Origin of the sequence: Hyphomonas adhaerens MHS-3 (assembly GCF_000685235.1) — a bacterium.
GTDB classification, from domain to species: domain Bacteria; phylum Pseudomonadota; class Alphaproteobacteria; order Caulobacterales; family Hyphomonadaceae; genus Hyphomonas; species Hyphomonas adhaerens.
Genome location: NZ_ARYH01000001.1, coordinates 1169225 through 1184494 on the forward strand (window position 1 = coordinate 1169225; position 15270 = coordinate 1184494).

Sequence of the window (15270 nt, forward strand, 5' to 3'; positions counted from 1 at the left end):
GGTCAGCCGAGCAGGGCGCTCTGCACGTCCTTGCCCCAGCCGACATGGACATCGCTGCCGGCTTCGATGACCGGGCGTTTGATCAGGGTCGGATGTTCCGCCAGCAGGGCCTTTTCGCCATGCGTGCCAGCCTTGGCCTTTTCGGCATTGGTCAGCTTGCGCCATGTGGCCGAGCTCTTGTTGACCAGTTTGTCGGGGGCGGCTTTCAGCCAGGCCGGCAGCTTCGCGGGAAGGTCTGCCTCGTCGCGGATGTCGACAAATTTTACCTTGCTGCCGGCGGATTCAAGTTCACGTTTTGCTTTGCGGCAGGTGTCGCAATTCTTGAGTCCATAGAGGACGACCGCCGATCCGGGCATGCTCTGTCTCCGCTTTGAAAGAGGCGAGTCCCTATCCCCAAAGAGGAGGCGGCACAAGTTGCCAAACGCGCTGCGGTGCAGCACTTCGCAGGGTTTTTCCGGATCAGCGTGGGTTCCGTGCAGGGGTGCGCACAATGGCGACAATGGGGCCCATATCCAGGCCGCCATCGTCCCGGTTCAGGGAGGGGGCGTAGAGGCGCGAAACCACGCCGTCGAGGTAAAGCGCATCCGGGGCGCCGAGCCGGTCGCGGAAGAGCCGCGCGAAGGTGTCGAAGTTCACCGGCGCATCGCTGATCGCGAACCAGAGCGTCTTCCCATCCGCGCTGAGGCCGACTCCGTTGCGGCGCTTGCGGCTGGTGCCGTCCGGATTGAAGGCCGGGTGCAGCGCGCCATCGATCACCAGCATCGGGCCGGACTGGGTGGCGAAGCGGACGTCCGGGGCGAGCGCGTCAAAGGCCAGCGTCTCGGTCACATGCGCGGCGCCATCCTCATCCACCCAGAACACACCGTTCGGCAACATGCCGAAATTGCCGGGCCCGGCATTGGTGACGAGCCGGGCGCTCTGCTGGCCGTCCTCGACATAGAGGCCGACCGGGCGGCGGTCGTCATGGTACATGCCGGCATTCATCGCGAAGACGAGTTCGCCGCCGCCCGCCGCGATGGACTCCGCCAGCCGGTCAAAGTCTGCGAACGGCGCGCCATCGGCATGAGTGTGGAACAGGGCGAGGCCCGGATCGTCGTCGGCGAAATGACAGACCGTGAAGGGCTGCTCCTCAAACCGGATTGCCTCGCAGGCCTGCGGTCCGTCGTCCCGGCAGGCAGGCAGAATGAGCAGCAGGAGAAGGATCGGCCAGGTGCGCATGGCCGCAACCTATCTGCCCTCCTGCCCGCCTTCCAGAGCCTCAGATCAGCTGTGCGACATCTTTTCGATATATCGATACTTGTTATTTCGATATATCTAAACTATATGGAATTCAGATATATCGAAAGGACACAAAATGAGATATCGAAACAGACATTCAAATCGCGGTGCCGGCAGGCATATCTTTGCCGATCAGGGCGGAGACTGCCTTGGCGACTGCATGGACCGGGAAGGCAGAGGCATGGGCCAGGGACGAGGTGGACGCGGACGTGGTCAGGGCAGGGGTCAGGGCATGGGTCCGGGGAGGGGGCGCGGACGCCGCCGCCCGCTGGATCATGGCGCCCTGCGGCTCCTGATGCTGAAACTGATCTCCGAAGCGCCGCGCCACGGCTATGAGATCATCCGAGAGATCGAAGCCCGCACCGGCGGCGCCTATGTGCCAAGCCCCGGCGTTATCTATCCCGCGCTGGAAGCGCTGCTGGACCTTGGCTTTGTCCAGGCCGAAGCCGACGGATCGCGCCGCTCCTTCAGTCTGACTGAAGCGGGCGAGGCGGAGCTGGAGGCGGAAGCCGAAACCCTTGAGCGGATCGAGTCGAGGCTGGGCGACCTGCTGGACAGCGACCGGCCGGAAGACCCGCAGGACGTGCGCGGCGCGATGTGGCGGCTCCGCCATGCGGTACGCGAAGCCGTTCGTACGGACCCGGACGATCCGGACCGGCGCAAGGCTGTCGCAGACATCCTGACCGAAGCGCAGGAACGCATCAGCAAGCTGGATGAGGACTGACCCGTCCAGCCGGCCGGGCGATAAAGGGAAAGGGAGGCGCAGGCCTCCCTTTCTTTTGCGCTGTGGCAGGGTCGCGAGTTGGGGCGGCTTGGGTTAGGCTGCAGGCAATGTCACGCCTTTCCGGGCGCGGCTTTACCACAAGGAGGCCGCCATGGCCGAGAAGTTCGAACGCCACCGCCAGGCATGGACCACGGACGAGATCCAGAAACTGCACCTGCTGGCGACCAAGGGGATGAGCCTGAAGGCGATCAGCAAGGCCATGACGCGCAGCGAAGAGTCGATCCAGAAGCGCGCCAAGATCGACAAGCTCAAGATCTCAAAGATGCGCTAGGCGCGTCCTTACTCGGCCGCAGGGCCTTCGGCCTGACCGGTTTCGGCAGCCAGGGCCTCGCGGCGCTTCTCCGCTGCGGATTTTTTGACGCTTTCAGAACGTAGCTGGCCGCAGGCGGCGAGGATGTCGCGGCCGCGCGGCGTGCGGATCGGGCTGGCATAACCGGCCCGGTTCAGCACTTCGGCAAACTCTTCGATCGTTTCCCAGTCGGAGCATTCATAAGGGCTGCCCGGCCACGGGTTGAACGGGATCAGATTGATCTTGGCCGGCACACCCTTCAGCAGGCTGACAAGGTCGCGCGCTTCGGCAAGCGAGTCGTTGACGCCTTTCAGCATGACATATTCGAACGTCACGCGTTTCGAATTACCAAGGTCCGGATAGGCGCGGATCGCATCGAACAGGGTCTGCAGATCGTACTTGCGGTTGATCGGCACGATCTCGTTGCGCAAATCGTTGTTCGTGGCGTGCAGCGAGATGGCCAGCGCCGCATTGGTGCGGTGGCCGAGTTCTGGAATCTTCGGCGCCACGCCGGCGGTCGAGACCGTGATGCGGCGGCGGCCGATGGCAATGCCGTCCCCGTCGGAGATCGTGTCGATTGCCTCGGCGACATTATCCAGATTGTAGAGCGGCTCGCCCATGCCCATGAAAACGATATTGGTCAGGCGCCGGTTCTCGGTCGAGGTCGGCCATTCGCCAAGCCCGTCGCGGGCGATCAGTACCTGCGCGACAATTTCCTGTGCCGTCAGGTTGCGGACAAGTTTCTGCGTGCCCGTATGGCAGAAGGTGCAGTTCAGCGTGCAGCCGACCTGGCTGGACACGCACAGGGCGCCCGCCTTGCCGACATCCGGAATGAAGACGCTTTCGCCCTCGATGCCGGGGCCGAACCGGGTCAGCCATTTCTGCGTGCCGTCGCGCGAGACCTGATGGTCGGCAATTTCCGGACGGCTGAGGATAAAGCGCTCGGCCAGCTGCGCCCGCAATTCCTTCGCCACATCGGTCATGTCGGCGAAATCCTGGGTGCCGAAATGATGGATCCAGCGGCGCAGCTGCCTGGCGCGCATGTTCGCCTTCTTCGGCTCGACGCCGATGGCTTCCATCTCTGCCTTGAGCGCAGGCAGGCTCAGCCCGGCCAGAGACGGGGGAGCCGATGGCAGGGCGGCAGGGACCGCGTCAGGGCGGCGGGAGAGGTCCAGTTCGATCTTCATTCCGCGGCGCCTATATCACGGTTGGGTGACAGGCGGAAACCGCCAGCGCACTTATGGTTCACAAGCCGTTCATTTGTGCGCCCTCAAAAAGCCATGAGTGGAACATATGTCTCCGCCTCGCGTTGTTACGCGACCCGTTTAGTGGGCTGATCCAGAATATGGAGCTGATAATATGAAACGTCTCGCCATTGCCGTCTGTGCTGTCTCGATGCTCTCCGCCTGTGCGGAAGGGCCAAGCCGTAACGTCTGGACCGGCGCCGCCGCCGGCGCGATCCTGGGAGCCGGAGCCGGTACGCTCGCAGGCGGGGACGACGGCCGCAATGCTGCAATCGGTGCAGCAGTGGGCGCCATCGCCGGTGCCGCCGTCGGTGATTATATGGACAAGCAGGAACGCGCCCTGCGCGAACAGACTGCCGGTACCGGTATCGGTGTTGAGCGCCAGGGCGACCAGATCGCGCTGACCATGCCGTCGAACATCACGTTCGACGTCGATAGCGCCACCATCAAGCCGGCCTTCTATCAATCGCTGAACGAAGTGGCCACGACCCTCGTGGACTACCCGTCCACCGCTGTCGACGTCATCGGTCACGCCTCGGCGGATGGCCCGGATGACTACAACATGCAGCTGTCGCAGCGCCGTGCCGCCTCGGTCCAGAACTATCTGGTCGGCCAGGGCGTCGCCTCGGTGCGCCTGCGGGCCATCGGCATGGGCGAAACCCAGCCGATTGCCGACAACTCGACGCCGGAAGGCCGTGCGGCCAACCGCCGGGTTGAAGTCATCCTGACGCCTGTGACGCAGGACAGCTACTAAGCTGCCTCACCCGTTTGAGGGTGCAAGATAATAAAAGGCCAGCCGGACATTTCGGCTGGCCTTTTTTTATGCCGTTTTCAGGCCGGACTTTACGCGACTTCTGTGTCCGGAAGGCCTATACACTTGTGCAGAAGGGGACGCTCATGACGAATGAAGACGGCCCTGTGCAACATCCGCGCGGGAAATTCGGCAAGCCCGGACCCTATCGCGGTGTGTTTTCCGAAGGGGTGCGCGGCCTGTCCTGGCTGTGCCTGAAAGCGGCCGGCTGGCATGTCGCAACGGACTGGCCAGGCGCGGCGAAATCGGTGGTCATCGCGGCGCCGCACACATCCAATATGGATGGCCTCCTGATGCTCGCCATTGCCGGCTGGTACCGGCAGAAGCTGAGCTGGATGGGCAAGGCCTCGCTGGTCTCCGGGCCACTCGGCGGGCTCGTGCGCCGGGCGGGATGCGTTCCGGTCGACCGGTCGAAATCGGCCGATGTGGTGTCCCTGATGCGCGAGGCCTTCGACGAGGCCGGCTCCCTGCATCTTGCCGTGTCGCCGGAAGGAACGCGGAATGCCAATGCGAACTGGAAAACGGGATTCTGGCACATCGCGAAATCGGCCGGTGTGCCGATGCTGATCGCGGTGCTGGATTTCGGCACGAAAGAGATGCGCTTCGAAGGGCCGATGATGCCCGGCGAGGACATTGAGGCCGACATGGCCGAGATTGTCTCGTACTATCGCGATGCCGAAGGCAAACACCCGGAGAAATTCGTCCTGCCGGGCTGACGCGTCAGCGGCAGGTGGCGGCGGCCTTGTCGATGGCAGCGGCCGAGCCGCTCAGCGAGAAGTGATAGGCAACCTGCGTGTTCCGGGCCGAAACGGCCTGCACGCGCAGTTCCGATCCTTTCTTCAGTGCCGTGACGATGCGGGCATCGTCGGAATCGTCGGCGAAGGCTTCACGGCCGACCGCGAACAGGGTCCACGAGGAACGCCCCACCCGGGCTTTCGGGGCCATGTCTTCCCGCAAATTGTACCCGACCTTGAGGCTGGGCTGGTTGCGGGCGCGGCCGGATTTCCAGCTGGTCACATAGAACCAGACATCGCCATGGTCGGCATTTTTCGGTGCCTTGTCGGTTGCGGGTGTTGCCGCATAGCAGATCGTCTCGCCGCCGGTCGTGTCGGTGAAGACCGACCAGTCCTTGTAGCGGCCCACAGCCGCCGGGTCCGCAAGCGCAAGCGGGGCGGCCAGGAGTGTAGCGGCGGCCAGAAGGCCGGAAAGGCGGAGGCCTGAAAAGCGAAGGCCCGAAAAGCGAAGGGAAGGGGTCATAAATGTATGCATCTTCTATACAGCGTCTCGTCCGGTTCGGTTTCTGCCGCCAGTGTAGGTGTCATAGAGTTAAGGCCAAACTTCGGCAAACTGAATGACACGATCTTCCGCGGCTGATTTCTATGACAGGCATCCTGCCATACGAGGTGTGAGTGCGGGATGAACCCCGCCGTTGTGCGTCGTTCAGGCGGGAGACTCAGCCCGGCAGCTTGCCGTCGCCCGGAACGCCGCCCGGCATGATCGGGCGAGGGGCATAGGCGCCGAGGGCGAGGTGGCGGTCATACATGACCAGCGCCCCGGCGAGGCTGAGATTGATGCAGAACTTGGTCGGGATCTTCACGACATGGTCGCAGCGGGCGAGGGTTTCCGGCGACAGGCTGCCGCGCTCGGGGCCGAGGATATAGGCCGCCTGCACCGGATGCCGGAAGGTCGGCAGCATGACCGCCTCGTCGGTCAGCTCCACGCCGACCAGCTGGCAGCCGCGCGGCAGCTGCATCTCGTCGATCGTGTCATACTGGTAGTAGGGGATGTGCCCGGCCGTCTTGGATGTGTCGGCGGCATAGGCGGCACGCAGGCGGTGCTCCGCGTCGATGGAGAAGAAAAAGCTGGCGCCGAAGGCGTTGGCGGTCCGCATCAGCGCACCGAGGTTCATGGCCTTGGAGATCCGCTCCGACCCGATGGCAAAATAACCGCGCATGGGCTCAGAACGCCGCCACGACGAAGCGCAGATAGGCAAGCGACAAGAGAATGGCCATGGGCGCTGTATACGTCACCCGCCGGGCCAGGCGCAATTGCGTGAGCTGGGCAGGGTAGGTCTCGATCAGCCAGGCGAGGTGCTCGCCCGGCGTGTCGGTCTTGCCGGAGGAGGCAACAGCCGCGCGGAAAGCGGGATCGCGATAGTCGCCGCCGAATTTGTCCGCCAGCGCCCGGCGCAGCGAGACCGAGATCAGCATCCGCATCTGCGCCGCCAGCACAAAGGCGAAGCCGGTCACGCCCAGCACGATCCATCCGGCAATGATCATGCGAAGGTCGCCACTTCGAACCGGCCGTCGGCATCCATGAGGCCGCGTTTCAGGCCGCCGGAATTGGACCCGGCAATCAGCGTCCCGTCCGCGCTGACGGCGATCATGCCGCCTTCGCCGCCAAGGTGTTTCACATCGTCGAGTGCGCCCTGGACGGCGTCTTCCAGCTCGGCCCCGCCATAGCGGATACGGGCGGAGACATCGGCGGCGGCCGCCGCGCGGATGAAATATTCGCCGAGCCCCGTGCAGGATATGGCGCAGCGCTCGTCCGCCCAGGTGCCCGCGCCGATCAGGGGCGTATCGCCCACCCGGCCGGGCGTCTTGGACTTCACGCCGCCGGTCGAGGTGGCGGCGGCAAGGTCGCCATACTGGTCCAGAACGACCGCGCCGACCGTGCCCATGGCCCGGGCCGGCAGCAGGCAGCGCTCTTCGACTGGCTGGTAGTAATTTTCGGCGTCGCGCACTTCCGGCAGGCCGTATTCCGTTGCCAGGGCCCAGGCGCCTTCGCCGGCGATCAGCACGTGCGGCGTGCGTTCCATCACGATCCGGGCGGCGGCGATCGGGCTGATGATGCCGGACAGGGCCGCGACGGCCCCGGCATTGCGGGTGCGACCGTCCATGATCGCTGCATCCAGCTCGTATCGCCCGTCGGTATTGGGCGCGGCGCCCTTGCCGGCGAGGTGCAGGCCGGATTCCTCCAGCGCCGCCACCATGGCCTCGACAACGTCCAGCGCCGCCACGCCTGCGTCCAGCCGCTTGCCGCCCTCGCGCAGCAGCTCCGCCATGTGCGCTTCCTCGCGCGAATAGTCGCGGCCGAAAACCGGTCCGGCGCCGCCATGAAGGGCAATGGCCCATTTCCTCGCCATAGCTGGTAACGCTCCCTTACGTCAGGCTTGGATTATGAAGGCCACACCGCTACCGTCTGGCGCAGCAAACAACAAGACAGGAAGGGTAGCGCGCTCATGAAGGCAGTGCTTTCGAAAGAAGTCGGCGGACCGGAAACTCTGGTCCTCGAAGAGGTCGCCTCGCCGGAATTTGGCAAAGACCAGGTTCTGGTCCGGGTGAAGGCGTGCGGGGTGAATTTCCCGGACTCGCTGATGATCAAGGACATGTACCAGTTCAAACCGCCGCGCCCGTTCAGCCCGGGCGGCGAAGTGGCCGGCCTGGTCGAATCGGTCGGGGAAGGGGTCACCCATGTGAAGCCGGGTGACCGCGTGCTCGCTTCCATCGGCAATGGCGGCATGGCCGAACTGGCCGTTGCGGCGGCGCATTCCGTCATGCCCATTCCGGACGATATGCCGTTCGAAGAAGCGGCCGCCTTCATGATGACCTATGGCACGTCCTATTATGCGCTGAAGGACCGGGCCGACCCCAAAAAAGGCGAGAAGCTGCTCGTCCTCGGCGCCGCTGGCGGTGTCGGCATCGCAGCCGTCGAACTTGGCAAGGCGATGGGCCTGGAAGTCATTGCGGCCTGTTCCAGCCAGGAAAAAGTGGATTTCTGTCTTTCCAAAGGGGCCGACAAGGGGCTCGTCTATGCGCGTGAGCTGGACAAGGACGGGATGAAAGCCTTCTCCGGCGACATCAAGGAAATCTCCGGCGGCGGCGTGGACATCATCTATGACGGCGTCGGCGGCAATTATGCCGAACCATCCCTGCGCGCCATGAACTGGGAAGGCCGCTTCCTGGTGATCGGCTTCCCGGCCGGTATCCCGAAGATCCCGCTGAACCTGACCCTGCTGAAAAGCTGCGACATCCGCGGCGTGTTCTGGGGCGCGGCCGTGGCGCGCGATCCGAAGGCCCATGCGCAGAACGTCAAGGAGCTGTTCGAGCTCTACACTGCCGGCAAGATCCGCCCGCACATCTCCAACACCTATCCGCTGGAGAAATCGGCCGACGCGATCCGTGAGCTGACGGAGCGCCGCGCGCAGGGCAAGGTCGTGGTGGTCATGGACTAAGCCTGCCCCGGCAGGAAAGTGCGGCTATTCGGTGTTTTATATGGAACGGTTTATCGCCGTTCCGCATAGTATGGGTATGATAACCATACCTGAACCCCGGACGGAGCAACCGGAAGGCGAGCATCGGGAAGATGCTCGCCGCCGGACATTGCGCAAGGGCCGGATTCTCATCAATGAGCTGCAAAGTTCGTTCGATGTGCTCGTCCGGGATTTCTCGGAAGAGGGGATGCAGCTGAAGCTCTGGGAAGCCTGGGCGGTGCCGGAGACGTTCGATCTGGAACTGCTGTCGCGCTACGGCCACATCGAGGCGATCTACCATTGCGAACGGCGCTGGCAGCATGGCCTGATGGTCGGGGCGCATATCATCGCCGACAAACCCGCCGAGTCGTCGCCCTAGGCCGCGTTCGCGCAGATCAAGACTTATTCTTTCATCCATTTAGCTCGTCCGGGGACGGACAATTGCCGAGCGATGGGGCATGTTGATGGCCATGTTTCAGAAAGCCGTCAGCTGAGCCCCAAATGAAAAGCCCGCCGGATCGCTCCGGCGGGCTTTGTCTTTTCCGTCGCTGAACGGATTACTTTTTGTCGGCGTCGTCGACTTCTTCGAAGTCGGCATCGACCACGTCGTCACCGCTATCGTCAGCGGCGGCATCGGACGCCGCGTCAGCGTGGGCCGTGGCCTCCTGCTGGCTGGCATAGATGGCTTCGCCGAGTTTCATGGCGGCCGACATCAGGGCCTGATGCTTGGCCTGGATGTCTGCGAGGTTGTCCGTTTCGCGGGCTTCCTTCAGCTCGCCAACGGCTTTCTCGATTTCGCCTTTGACGTCCTCGGAGACCTTGTCGCCATGCTCTTCGAGCTGCTTCTCGGTCTGGTGCACCAGCGCTTCGGCATGGTTCTTCGCTTCCACCAGTTCGCGGCGGGCCTTGTCTTCGCCCGCATTGGCTTCGGCGTCGGCCATCATGCCCTTGATGTCGTCTTCCGAGAGACCGCCATCGGCCTGGATGGTGATAACCTGTTCCTTGCCGGTGGCCTTGTCCTTCGCGGACACGGACACGATGCCGTTGGCGTCGATGTCGAAGGTCACTTCGATCTGAGGCACGCCGCGCGGAGCCGGCGGGATGCCTTCGAGGTTGAACTGGCCGAGCATCTTGTTGTCGGCGGCCATTTCGCGCTCGCCCTGGAAGACCTTGATCGTCACGGCCGGCTGATTGTCGTCAGCGGTCGAGAAGACCTGGGACTTCTTGGTCGGGATCGTCGTGTTGCGGTCGATCAGGCGGGTGAACACACCGCCCAGCGTCTCGATGCCGAGCGACAGCGGGGTCACGTCCAGAAGGACAACGTCTTTCACGTCGCCCTGCAGCACGCCGCCCTGGATCGCGGCGCCGATGGCAACCACTTCATCCGGGTTCACGCCCTTGTGCGGCTCGCGGCCGAAGAATTTCTTCACGGCTTCCTGCACGGCCGGCATACGGGTCATGCCGCCGACCAGAACGACTTCGTCGATCTCGGAGGCCGACTTGCCGGCATCCTTGAGGGCTTTGTCGCACGGCCCGATGGTCCGCTTCACGAGGTCATCGACGAGGCTCTCGAACTTGGCACGGGTCAGTTTGATGTTGAGGTGTTTCGGACCGGATGCGTCGGCCGTGATGAAGGGCAGGTTCACTTCGTATTGCGAAGCGGACGACAGCTCTTTCTTGGCCTTCTCGGCTTCTTCCTTCAGACGCTGGAGGGCCAGCTTGTCCGTCTTCAGGTCGATGCCCTGGTCCTTTTTGAACTCTTCGGCGAGGTAATCGACGATGCGAAGGTCGAAGTCTTCACCGCCGAGGAAGGTGTCGCCGTTCGTGGACAGCACTTCGAACACGCCGTCGCCGATTTCCAGCAGCGAGACGTCGAACGTACCGCCGCCGAGGTCGTAGACCGCGATCGTCTTGTTCTCGCCCTTGTCCAGACCGTAGGCGAGGGCGGCTGCCGTCGGCTCGTTGATGATGCGCAGCACTTCAAGACCGGCAATCTTGCCGGCGTCTTTCGTGGCCTGACGCTGGGCGTCGTTGAAGTAGGCCGGGACCGTGATGACGGCCTGGGTCACTTCGCTGCCCAGATAGGCTTCTGCGGTTTCCTTCATCTTGGTCAGGATGAAGGCGGAAACTTCCTGCGGGGCGTAGTCCTTGTCACGGCCTTTGACCCAGGCGTCGCCGTTCGGACCTTTGACGATCTCGAAAGGCGAGATGTCCTTGTCCTTCTGCGCGGTCGGGTCGTCGAACTGACGGCCGATCAGGCGCTTGATGGCGTAGAATGTGAAATCCGGGTTGGTCACGGCCTGGCGGCGGGCCGGCATGCCGATCAGGCGTTCGCCGCTTTCGGTGAAGGCAACAACCGACGGGGTCGTGCGCGCGCCTTCTGCATTCTCGATGACCTTTGCCTGGCCGCCTTCCATGACGGCAACGCAGGAGTTTGTGGTCCCGAGGTCGATACCAATAATCTTGCTCATCTTGTGTCTCTCTCTCCTATAGCCGCCACCCGCCCCGTTCGCGCGGTCTGCTCAGCAGCCCCGCAAGGCAGATGGCTCTGCAAGTGACGTTTTGAGTAGGCGAATGGAGGGTTTGAACCTGTTCGCCTGTTCGGTTTGGGATATGGGGAAATTTCAACAGGTCACAAGAGGCGTGCGACGCCTTTTCCATGTCTCGCTGCGGATTGCGGCCATAGACCGCGCCTATGGCAGCTTCTTGCAGGATTTATTTGAGAATCGTTCGCATCTACACCATATTGGCAGGAAGAACAGCCCGGATTCATGGGCCATAGAGGGTCCATAGAGGGTCTGTTGAGGGTGTTCTTGATGGTCTGAAGCGGGAGTTATCCAACAAATGTCTTTGCAGGTTTTCAAGACAGCGACCTACAGCCTCATGCATCTGATTGTGGCGATGACGGTGGCCTTTCTCCTGACCGGCAGCTGGCACGCCGCGCTGGCCATCGGCCTGATCGAGCCGCTGGTCCAGACAGCTGCCTACACGCTGCACGAACGCGCCTGGGCCCGGGCCCGCCTGCCCGCAAGGGCGGCTGCCGGCTGAATGGAACTGGCTTGCGTCTGGCCAGGTGAGGATATGTGCCGCATAGTTCCTCTACGTTAGGTGGGAGGAACGTACATGTTGAAAGTCATCCGCATATTGGCGGCCGTGATCAGTCTTGCGGTCTTGCCGGCGATTGCCGTTGCGCAGGATATCGACGGGGTGGTCGAACACCCGATGATCGAACGCTATCCCGGGCAAGTGATCGCCTGGCAACACATTGAAAACTATCAGCCTTACAAGGTCGCGGTCGGGCCGGTGACCGGCTATCGCCAGATTGGCGACTGGATCGAAACCGAGGGCCGCGTCACCCGGACCTTTTACAAATATGAAGGCGAAGACCGGTCCTATTCCGAGGTCTACAAGAACTATCTCGATGCGCTGAATGCAGAGGGATTCGAAATTCTCGGTGAGGGGATGTCGGCGGACCGCAAAGGGGCGGCGGTCGGCTCTCGCCAGTGGATGGAGGTGACCTTCAAGGAGAACCCGGCCACCAAGCCCGGTGCTGTCGGAACAATGTTTTCCGGAACGTCATCCTCCGGCGGGGCAGGGGCCATTGTGGCCAGCAAACAGCGCGCTTCCGGTAAGGCTTATGTGGTGATTTATGTCGAACAGCATGCAAGAAACTATGTCGGAACGCTGATCGACATCGTCGAGGTGGAAGCCGCCGAGACGGGCCTCGTCGTGGTGGATGCCGAAGCCATGGGCGCCGATATCGAAGAGTATGGCCGCGTCGTTCTGAACGGGATCGTGTTCGATTTCGACAAGGCCACGCTGAAGCCGGAATCGAAAGCCGCACTTGATGCCATTGCCGACTATCTGGCCACCCATCCAGACAAGGCGTTTTATGTGGTGGGGCATACCGACTCCAAGGGCGCCTATGCCTATAACAGCAAGCTGTCGGATGACCGCGCCCGCGCCGTCGCCGATGCGCTGAAGCAGGACTATGACATCGCACCCGACCGGCTGGAGCCGCACGGCGTCGGCCCCTTGTCGCCGGTATTCTCCAATGCCAGCGATGCCGGACGGGACCAGAACCGGCGGGTCGAGCTGGTAGAGCGTTGAGGGTGGATGACGAAAGAGGCGTGGCGATGCAGCTGGATGTCGTCAGCACGGTGAATGATCCCGGTGTTCCGGGCAAGACAGGTGACGACCGGGCCGGGTTCGATGCGGCCGCCGGCACGGCCTGGGTGCTGGACGGGGCGACCGATGTGACCGATCTGCGCCCGTTCCCGGCCTGCGAAAGCGGCGCGGCCTGGATCGCCGAAGCGCTGTCAGACCGGCTGATGCAGGGCCCTGAAGCTGGCGACGCGCCAGAGGCCTATTTCGCCTCCGTGCTGGCCGATGTGCGCCAGCAAGCCGAAGCGGAAACGCGTATCCCGCTGGACAAATTGCCGGGCGAAGCCCTGCCTATCGCTTCCGGAATCTGGATGTGGCTGCAAGGTGCAGAAGCGGTGTTCGTCTTCATGGGCGACTGCATGGCGCTCATCCGGTCCGCGGCGGGCGTTCGCCTGATCGGGCAGGCCGAGAAGGCCGAGGACGAGACCGCCACCGCGCGCCGGATGCTGGCACTGACGCCTGAAGAGCGTATGGGCTGGCTGCGCCAGGCCCGGCGGATGTCCAATGAAATCGGGACGGCCTTTGGCCTGGGGCCGGATGTTGTCAGCAATCTCAGGACGGCGCGTCTCGCAATGCGTCCGGGCGATGAGGTCTGCCTGATGAGCGACGGGCTCTACCGGCTGATCTCGCCCTATGCGACGCACACGCTCGAAAGCCTGATGGCAGACCTGTCGGACAAGGGCCTGCCTGCCCTGATCCGGAGGCTCCGCGATTTCGAGGAGTCCCCGGACGGCGACATCCCCCGCATCAAGCGCAGGGACGACGCCTCAGCGGTCTACCTGAAAATCGAAGCCTAGTTCGTTGAGCCGGCGCTGACGGCGACCATGGCGGCGCGCAGGACGCGGTCGCCGATCTTCCAGCCGGGCTGGAACACGTCATGGATCGTGCCATTGGCCTGCGGGGAGGGGACGTTTGCCACCGCCTGGTGCAGGTTCGGGTCGAAGGCATCGCCCGGCATGGCAGCGATCACGGTCACGCCGTTGCGGGCCAGAGCCGTGTGCAGTTCCTTCTCGGTCATCTCGATGCCGCCGAGCAGGTTCTTGCCTGGCTCCGACAGGCCGGCCCGGTCGTCATCGGACAGGGCCGACAGGGCGCGGGCGAGATTGTCCGACACGCTCAGCAGTTCAGCGGCAAACTTCTCGATGGCATAGACCCGTGCATCGGCGACCTCTTTCTGGGCGCGCTTGCGGGTATTGTCGAGATCGGCGAGCGTGCGCAGCAGCTGGCCGCGCATTTCTTCCTTCTCCGCTTCGAGGCGCAGGATCGTGTCTTCCGGCGTCGCCTCTTCCGGGGCGTCGGTCTCAGGCGTTTCGACAGCTTCGGTGTCTTCAGTCTTCGCTTCGTCGCTCATCATTTTCCGTCCTTGGCGCGGCGGCGGGAGAGGATCTCGCCCACGACCTTCGCTGTATAGTCTACCATCGGGATCACTCTTGCATAATTCAGCCGTGTCGGGCCAATCACGCCAAGTGCCCCAATGACCTGTTTTCCGCCACCCATATAGGGTGCGACGATCACACTTGAACCTGATAACGGGAAAAGCTGGTTTTCGGAGCCGATGAAGAGTCGCACCCCGCCAGCTTCCCGCGTCGTATCGAGGATATCGAGCACATTCTGCTGGCGTTCCAGCTCATTGAACAGCTGGCGCACCCGGTCGAGATCCTCGGCGGCCTTGGCATCTTCCAGAAGGTTCGCGCGGCCGCGCACGATCAGCGAACGGCCCCGGCCGGGCGTTTCGCCGCTCCACTGGGCGAGGCCTTGTTCGACAAGTCCGGCGGCGGTCACGTCCAGCTGCGCCCGGCGGGAGCTCAGCTCGTCGCGGACATCCTGCGCCGCTTCGGCGAGCGTGCGGCCCTTCATGCGGGTGGAAAGGTAATTGCCCGCTTCGATGAGGGCGGTGGAGGGCAGGCCTTCCGGCACCTGGATGAAGCGGTTTTCCACGTCGCCATCTTCGGTCAGCAGGATGCAGATGGCATCGCGCGGGCCGAGGGGCAGGAATTCGACATGCCGCACAGCGGCGTCGCGCTTCGGCGAGGACACAAGACCTGCGCCGCCCGCAAGGCCGGACAGGATGCCTGAGGCTTCGGACAGGACATTCTCGAAATCCGCCCCGGCCGACTTCAGCCGGTCGTCGATGGCTTCCCGGTCCGTCCGGGCCGGTTCGCCGATCTCCAGGAACCCGTCCACGAACAGGCGCAGGCCCATATGGGTCGGGGCCCGTCCGGCAGAGATGTGCGGCGCGTCCAGCAGGCCCAGCTCGGTCAGGTCCGCCATGACATTCCGGATCGAGGCGGGGGAGAGGGCAATGCCGCCCTTGGACAGGGTGCGGGAGCCGACGGGTTCTCCGGTCATGAGGTAGCCCTCGACGATCTCGCGGAATATGTCCCGCGAGCGCTGGTCGAGGCGCTGCATCAGCGATTGGGAGTCCGGATGTGTCTGCATACTGAAAGG

19 protein-coding genes and 1 pseudogene are annotated in these 15270 nt (G+C 63.4%); 9 read left to right on the forward strand and 11 right to left on the reverse strand.

Annotated elements, in window-relative coordinates; all coding sequences use genetic code 11:
- Positions 1-2 precede the first annotated feature (2 nt).
- The 3 genes from HAD_RS05790 to HAD_RS18665 all read right to left on the reverse strand — a co-directional run bounded on the left by HAD_RS05790 (position 3) and on the right by HAD_RS18665 (position 1555).
- Positions 3-356, reverse strand: coding sequence for an ArsC/Spx/MgsR family protein (locus HAD_RS05790; protein WP_035569934.1), 354 nt, complete (start codon positions 354-356; stop codon positions 3-5).
- Between the two features lie 103 nt (positions 357-459).
- Complete coding sequence (locus tag HAD_RS05795) at positions 460-1218, reverse strand: phosphodiester glycosidase family protein (RefSeq protein WP_084331786.1); 759 nt, start codon at positions 1216-1218, stop codon at positions 460-462.
- 157 nt (positions 1219-1375) lie between these two features.
- The gene (locus HAD_RS18665) at positions 1376-1555 is read right to left on the reverse strand and encodes a hypothetical protein (RefSeq protein ID WP_051595951.1); all 180 of its coding nucleotides are present in this window, start codon (positions 1553-1555) and stop codon (positions 1376-1378) included.
- 18 nt (positions 1556-1573) lie between these two features.
- On the opposite strand from HAD_RS18665, the gene HAD_RS05800 reads away from it, so the two are divergent.
- Together HAD_RS05800 and HAD_RS05805 are read left to right on the forward strand one after the other, a co-directional pair.
- Entirely contained in the window at positions 1574-2002 is a 429-nt protein-coding gene (locus tag HAD_RS05800) for a PadR family transcriptional regulator (protein WP_051595952.1), read from the forward strand.
- A gap of 151 nt (positions 2003-2153) precedes the next feature.
- Positions 2154-2333 (forward strand): hypothetical protein, encoded by a 180-nt coding sequence (locus tag HAD_RS05805; RefSeq protein ID WP_035569936.1) that lies wholly within the window; start codon positions 2154-2156, stop codon positions 2331-2333.
- 8 nt (positions 2334-2341) lie between these two features.
- On the opposite strand, the gene rlmN is transcribed toward HAD_RS05805, so the two are convergent.
- Positions 2342-3538: a dual-specificity RNA methyltransferase RlmN gene (gene rlmN, locus HAD_RS05810; RefSeq protein WP_035569937.1), complete on the reverse strand. Its 1197-nt coding sequence runs from the start codon at positions 3536-3538 to the stop codon at positions 2342-2344.
- 172 nt (positions 3539-3710) lie between these two features.
- On the opposite strand from rlmN, the gene HAD_RS05815 reads away from it, so the two are divergent.
- Together HAD_RS05815 and HAD_RS05820 are read left to right on the forward strand one after the other, a co-directional pair.
- A complete protein-coding gene (locus tag HAD_RS05815; protein WP_035569938.1) occupies positions 3711-4349 on the forward strand; it encodes a YiaD family glycine zipper/OmpA-like lipoprotein in 639 nt (212 codons plus the stop codon).
- Between the two features lie 143 nt (positions 4350-4492).
- Positions 4493-5122 (forward strand): 1-acyl-sn-glycerol-3-phosphate acyltransferase, encoded by a 630-nt coding sequence (locus HAD_RS05820; protein WP_162177473.1) that lies wholly within the window; start codon positions 4493-4495, stop codon positions 5120-5122.
- A gap of 4 nt (positions 5123-5126) precedes the next feature.
- Here HAD_RS05820 and HAD_RS05825 read toward each other — a convergent pair whose 3' ends face one another.
- The 4 genes from HAD_RS05825 to HAD_RS05840 form a co-directional block, all read right to left on the reverse strand.
- Positions 5127-5663 (reverse strand): invasion associated locus B family protein, encoded by a 537-nt coding sequence (locus tag HAD_RS05825; protein WP_035569939.1) that lies wholly within the window; start codon positions 5661-5663, stop codon positions 5127-5129.
- A gap of 196 nt (positions 5664-5859) precedes the next feature.
- Positions 5860-6360, reverse strand: coding sequence for an RNA methyltransferase (locus tag HAD_RS05830; protein ID WP_035569940.1), 501 nt, complete (start codon positions 6358-6360; stop codon positions 5860-5862).
- 4 nt (positions 6361-6364) lie between these two features.
- Positions 6365-6685, reverse strand: a complete 321-nt coding sequence (locus HAD_RS05835; RefSeq protein WP_035569941.1) for a hypothetical protein — start codon at positions 6683-6685, stop codon at positions 6365-6367.
- Positions 6682-7551 (reverse strand): isoaspartyl peptidase/L-asparaginase family protein, encoded by an 870-nt coding sequence (locus tag HAD_RS05840; protein WP_035569942.1) that lies wholly within the window; start codon positions 7549-7551, stop codon positions 6682-6684. Before HAD_RS05840 ends, HAD_RS05835 begins: the two co-directional genes overlap by 4 nt.
- A 96-nt stretch (positions 7552-7647) precedes the next feature.
- Between HAD_RS05840 and HAD_RS05845 the strand changes: the two genes are divergently transcribed.
- Both HAD_RS05845 and HAD_RS17820 read left to right on the forward strand, forming a co-directional pair.
- Positions 7648-8640 carry an NADPH:quinone oxidoreductase family protein gene (locus HAD_RS05845; protein WP_035569943.1) on the forward strand — a complete coding sequence of 331 codons (993 nt, stop codon included), beginning with the start codon at positions 7648-7650 and terminating at the stop codon, positions 8638-8640.
- Positions 8641-8716: 76 nt separating this feature from the next.
- Positions 8717-9037, forward strand: coding sequence for a hypothetical protein (locus HAD_RS17820; RefSeq protein ID WP_156942174.1), 321 nt, complete (start codon positions 8717-8719; stop codon positions 9035-9037).
- A 178-nt stretch (positions 9038-9215) separates the two neighbouring features.
- Here HAD_RS17820 and dnaK read toward each other — a convergent pair.
- Positions 9216-11132, reverse strand: a pseudogene (dnaK, locus tag HAD_RS05855) (molecular chaperone DnaK); the annotation flags it as partial.
- Between the two features lie 370 nt (positions 11133-11502).
- On the opposite strand from dnaK, the gene HAD_RS05860 reads away from it, so the two are divergent.
- The 3 genes from HAD_RS05860 to HAD_RS05870 all read left to right on the forward strand — a co-directional run bounded on the left by HAD_RS05860 (position 11503) and on the right by HAD_RS05870 (position 13619).
- A complete protein-coding gene (locus tag HAD_RS05860) occupies positions 11503-11706 on the forward strand; it encodes a DUF2061 domain-containing protein (RefSeq protein ID WP_035569945.1) in 204 nt (67 codons plus the stop codon).
- Positions 11707-11781: 75 nt separating this feature from the next.
- Positions 11782-12768 carry an OmpA family protein gene (locus HAD_RS05865; protein WP_051595955.1) on the forward strand — a complete coding sequence of 329 codons (987 nt, stop codon included), beginning with the start codon at positions 11782-11784 and terminating at the stop codon, positions 12766-12768.
- Positions 12769-12770: 2 nt separating this feature from the next.
- On the forward strand, positions 12771-13619 hold the full coding sequence (locus HAD_RS05870) for a protein phosphatase 2C domain-containing protein (protein WP_156942175.1): 849 nt from the start codon (positions 12771-12773) through the stop codon (positions 13617-13619).
- Here the strand turns inward: HAD_RS05870 and HAD_RS05875 are convergent.
- Positions 13616-14173, reverse strand: coding sequence for a nucleotide exchange factor GrpE (locus HAD_RS05875; protein ID WP_035569948.1), 558 nt, complete (start codon positions 14171-14173; stop codon positions 13616-13618). The genes HAD_RS05870 and HAD_RS05875 overlap by 4 nt on opposite strands.
- Positions 14173-15231 carry a heat-inducible transcriptional repressor HrcA gene (hrcA, locus tag HAD_RS05880; protein WP_241765305.1) on the reverse strand — a complete coding sequence of 353 codons (1059 nt, stop codon included), beginning with the start codon at positions 15229-15231 and terminating at the stop codon, positions 14173-14175. The genes HAD_RS05875 and hrcA overlap by 1 nt, the downstream gene beginning before the upstream one ends.
- Between the last annotated feature and the right edge of the window lie 39 nt (positions 15232-15270).